General features: G+C 72.5%; 1 protein-coding gene and 1 pseudogene. Both read left to right on the top strand.

Translation table 11 applies throughout. The features are described 5' to 3' along the window. Window positions 1–1249: pseudogene (locus AB0F10_RS44840) on the top strand (hypothetical protein); the annotation flags it as partial. Window positions 1250–3137: 1888 nt separating this feature from the next. Next, on the top strand, window positions 3138–3476 hold a 339-nt coding region (locus AB0F10_RS44835), incomplete at its 3' end, for a M55 family metallopeptidase (RefSeq protein WP_360640614.1).

The raw sequence follows: 3476 nt of genomic DNA, 5'->3' as shown, positions 1-3476 counted from the left end.
CGCGCTCGGCGCGCTGTGCTCCGGCGACCGGCCGCACCCGGCACCGATGGCCGGCCTCTACAACGTCGTGCTGGTCGCGCCCGCCGGACCCGCGGCGCTGCCCGACCGGGTCCACCGGGTGCTCGACGGCAAGCTGCACGACTGGGCGCGGGCCGACCCGGCGGTGCAGGTCCGAGACGTCCGGTATGCGGGTGACGGCGACGACGCGCTTGCCCGGGTCGCCCGCGAGCACGGTGCCGACGTCGTGCTGCGACCCGCGCTGCGGGTCGACGGCCACACCGCGACGCTGTCCGTCGGCGTCCTCGTGACCGGCCGGGCCCTCGGCGAGACGCCGGAGTTCGCGGGCCGGCACGACATCACCCTGATCGAGCCCGTCGACGTGGCGGACCGCAATCCCCGCGTCGGCGAGCGCCTCGCCGGCGCCACGGTGCACTATGTGGACGGGCTGGTGGCCTTCCTCCGCGGCCTCGGCGACTACGCGCTGGGCGACTTCCCCGAAGCCGAACGGGCACTGCTCGGCGCCGGCCGCGAATTCGACGCGGCCGGCGCGGACCGGGTCCGTTCCGCGGTGGTCCAGCTGATGCTCGGCAACGCCGTCGGCGCACAGGGTGCCGGCCGGGCCGACGAGGCCGCCGATCATTTCCGGCGGGCGCTGGCGGACGACCCGGCCTACCGCCGTACGGAGCTGGGCCTGGCCGACGCGCTGCGGGCCGGCGTGCGCTGCGAGCCCGGCGCGGACGGCGCGGGCCGGCTGAGCGAGGCCGCCGAGCACTACCGGCGGTCACTCGCGCTGCGCTCGGCCGCGGATCCGGCACAGGCGGCGCTGCTGGACCTCAAGGGCCACCTCGGCCTGGGCCTGGCCGACCAGTGCCTGAGCCTGATCGGCACGCAGCGGCGCTGGGAAGCGGCGGACGCCCAGTTCGCGCAGGCCCTGGGCCGCGCCGACCTCGCGACGCGGGGCGACGGCGGCCGGCACGCCCGCTGGCTCGCCGCGGAGGCCCGGGCCGGGCAGGCGCTGTCCGCGCTCGCCGGCCGGCGTGCCTACGACACGGCGGCGGCCGGCTACGAGGAGGCGATCGCCATGATCGGCCGGATCGACGTGGTCCGCCGCACCTATCTGGAGCGTGAACGGGTCTTCCTGACCAACCTCCGGTTCGTCTACGAACGACTCGGCCGCCGGCAGGACCTGGCCCGCACCGACCGGCGCCTCGCCGACCTCGACCGGCGCCTCGCCGCGAGCGACAACTGATCCTGCCGACCATGGCGGCCCGCGCCCCGCGGCGCGGGCCGGACATTCCGAGATTCTGTCCCGCGAGGCGTGATCGTTCTTCAGGGCAAGGGCCGGCAGGACTCGCCGCACTGCGAGCACCCTCTCCACTCACGCATGGTGAGCCTCGGGCCAAAGGTATCCGGACGGTCGACCTCCGCCTGGCGCTGCCGCCCGGGCCATGTTGAAAAAGACTCAGTGGTGAACCGCGGGCCGCAGCGCGCTTTACCGGCGGCATGACAGGCTTTATTTCGACGCGCATAGCGCCGCACCTGAATTGTCGCGCCGACCCGTGAACGCTATTGCCGAAATAAGGTTGGCATGATCGTTCACGGGCATGTCGGCGCGGGTTGCGGAAGAATTCAGGCATGGGGCAGTTGTCTTTGTTCGGCAGGTCGGAATTGGCGGCGATGCGGGACCGGACCGCGAAGCGGAACTACTCAGCCGCCGCTGACGAATTTCGTCGTGAGCACGAGCGTCATCGTAAATGGGGCCTTCAGCAACGCCATGGTGAGAAGCTTCGCCGCCTGCGCATGAGCCGCTCCGCAGCCCTGGCAGCGGCGATTCCCGAGGGCGGGCCGGCGTGCCCCACCGCACCGCGAGCGGCCACCCCACCCGCATCACCGTCCGCAGCACGAGTGCCTGCTGCACCGCGAGTGCCCGCCCCGCCCGCGTCACCCTCTGCACCGCGAGTGCCCGCCCGCCCGTGTCACCCTCTGCAGCACGAGTGCCTGCCGCCGCCTGCGGCCACCAGACCCGCGCCGTCCTGCGCACCGCGAGTGGCCGCCCCGCCCGCATCGCATGTACCTGCCGCGCCGCGTGCGGCCATCCCGCCCGTGCCGTCCTGCGCACCGCGCGTGCCTGCTGCGCCGCGGCCCGGTCTCGCACCGCAGCCGAACCAGCCGCCGCAGCGCCCGGCGGCACCGGTCCCGGCACCGACCCGGGCAACCACGACCATCTCGGTCACCGGCCCGCCTGTCATCGCTCACGGTGGACCCCTCGTGGCGGGCTCCGCCACCTCCGGCATCGCCTCGGCGGCCGTGGACAGCATCACCGGCACCGGCGGTGTCATCGCCGACAACCATGATCCCGCCGCCGCGGTGCGTGCCACGACCGGCTCCCGGCGGGCCCGCCCTGGGAGACGCCGGATTGGCAGCGGCCCGGGCGGTCGCGACCGGCCCGATCGAAGCCCTCCCCTTCGACTCGTGATTCGGCGGCCGCCATCCTCCCCAGCCGACTCGCGGGCGGGTCTTTGGCGTCGGCCGCGGTCGGGTCCCGGTGGGTTTCCCTGAATTTGGGTGGCCACTGCGAGACGGTGGGCGCGGTGACACTCGGCCATTCCCGGCATGTCCGGGTCCGCGACGGTCACCGTGCGAACGCCGGCTCAGGGCCAACAGAACCATTTTCGCCAGGCCCATATTCGACACCTGCACGGTGGGGTTGAATGGGCCGATCCACGATGTCCGCTGCTGCCCAAGTTGTTCACCGTCCTCGGCATCAACGCCGAGATGCGCTGGGTGAAATGGGTCGCAACGCGGTCGGTGGAATGTGCGGCGCGGACGGTTCGCCGCGATCGGGCGCCGCCGAATCGCACTTCCGGTGCTCGGCAGCTCGATGCAGATTTCGCAGGCCGAGGTTTGACGATGCGGAATACGCGCTCACGCCGGCTGTCAGGGAGCCGATGTCAGGGGTGAGATCGCCTTGGCCTGCACTTCGCAACCGGTCGCCACGAGGCAGACCGGCTTGGGTGCAAGGTCGTCGTCGGCGACCCGGCGTGGATCTCTGTCGATGATGAGTGGATCTCTGTCGATGATGATCCGCGGGACCGAGCCTAGGCGCGGCGCCGATTGGGCGTTTATGGTGCTCTGCGATGAAGATACTGATCTCTGCCGACATGGAGGGGATCTCGGGAATCGTGCATCCCACCGAGACCAACCCCGGAGGCTACGACTACGAACGCGGCCGGATCCGGATGACCGCCGAGGTCAACGCCGCGGTCGCCGGGATTCTGGAGGCCGTGCCGGCCGCCGAGGTACTGGTAGCCGACGCGCACGGGTCGTTTCGCAACCTGCTGCCCGAGGACCTCGACCGCCGCGCCCGCCTCGTGCGCGGCCGGCCCCGGCCGCTGGGCATGCTCGCCGGCCTCGACGACGGCACCGACGCGGTGCTGTTCGTCGGCTATCACGCCCGGGCCGGCAGCGGCCCGGGC

The organism is Actinoplanes sp. NPDC026623, assembly GCF_040638275.1.
GTDB lineage: Bacteria > Actinomycetota > Actinomycetes > Mycobacteriales > Micromonosporaceae > Actinoplanes.
Note: the sequence above shows the minus strand (reverse complement) of the source record. Positions and strands in the feature narration are given on the sequence as shown.